Raw genomic sequence first — 1,318 nt, forward strand, 5'->3', positions numbered from 1 at the left:
TGAATCGAACCGGAAATCGCGGAGGCTGTTGGGTTAAAGTAAAACAGGTTCCTCAGCCGGTGCTGCAAGTTGTCGATAGTATCGCTCTTCGGCTTCGGCCGGCGGGATATCACCGATCGAGCCCAGCAAGCGCTGATGGTTAAACCAAGACACCCATTCCAGCGTGGCCAGTTCCACGGCGGCCTTGGTCTTCCAGGGGGCCCGGCGGTGAATGACTTCCGTTTTGTACAGGCCGTTAATGGTCTCGGCCAGCGCGTTATCGTAAGCACTGCCAGTGTTGCCCACAGAAGGGTTGATGCCGGCTTCACCCAGGCGTTCAGAATAGCGAATTGACACGTATTGCGACCCGCGATCCGAATGATGAACAAGGCCGTCTGACTGACTGGGGCGGCGATCATACACAGCTTGCTCCAGCGCATCCAGAACGAAGTCCGTTGTCATGCTGCTGGAGGCACGCCAGCCAACGATCCGTTTTGCATAGGCATCGATAACGAAGGCCACATACAACCACCCCTGCCAAGTGGAAACATAGGTGAAATCCGCTACCCAGAGCCGGTTCGGACGATCTGCCTCGAATTGACGTCGGACCAGGTCTTGAGGGCAGGCCACCGCGCTACCGGGCACCGTGGTGCGAACCCGCTTGCCACGACGCACCCCTTCAATGCCCAGGTCGCCCATCAGACGTTCGACCGTACACCGTGCCACGCGAATGCTCTGGCGATTCATCTGCTTCCAGACCTTGCGAGCACCATAGACGCGAAAGTTCTGTTCCCAGACGCGATGAATCTGCGGCTTGAGCTGTTCGTCGCGCTGGGCCCTCTGACTGCGTAGCTGGGGATTCCGACACCGGGCGGCATATCGCCTGTAGGCTGACGGGGCGACCTGCAATACCTTGCAGATCGGCTCGACCCCGTACAGATCCCGATGCTGATCGATATAGGCGTTTACTTCTTCAGTTCGCGGTCGAGCGCCGCCTGGGCGAAAAAAGCGCTTGCCGACTTCAGAATCTCATTGGCGCGGCGCAACTCCCGGTTCTCCTTCTCCAACGCCTTGAGTCGCTCACGCTCCTCTGTGGTCACGCCGGGTCTGATCCCACTATCGACCTCTGATCGTTTAATCCAGTCCAGCAACGTCGTGGGCGTACAACCGATCTTCGGCGCAATCGATTCGACAGCTGCCCACAGCGATCGGTACTCATCACGATGCTCCTGAACCAAGCGCACCGCGCGTTCACGTACTTCAGGGGAAAACTTGTTGTTCTTGCTCATGACTCCATTCTCTCAAGAATTGAAGCCTCCTCAAAACCCGGTTCGATTCA

The 1,318-nt window shown here is 57.7% G+C and carries 1 protein-coding gene and 1 other annotated feature; the gene reads right to left on the minus strand.

Features of this window, described 5'->3' with window-relative positions:
• Window positions 1-33 precede the first annotated feature (33 nt).
• A protein-coding gene (locus LOL23_RS18900) for an IS3 family transposase (protein ID WP_237174135.1) occupies window positions 34-1,268 on the minus strand; the annotation gives its coding sequence in 2 pieces (ribosomal slippage) (window positions 34-989 and window positions 989-1,268; 1,236 coding nt in all).
• Window positions 874-990 (minus strand) — a sequence feature (AL1L pseudoknot). It overlaps the preceding gene by 117 nt.
• Window positions 1,269-1,318: the final 50 nt, after the last annotated feature.

It is taken from the genome of Paracandidimonas lactea (genome assembly GCF_021653995.1).
Lineage (GTDB): Bacteria > Pseudomonadota > Gammaproteobacteria > Burkholderiales > Burkholderiaceae_B > Allopusillimonas > Allopusillimonas lactea.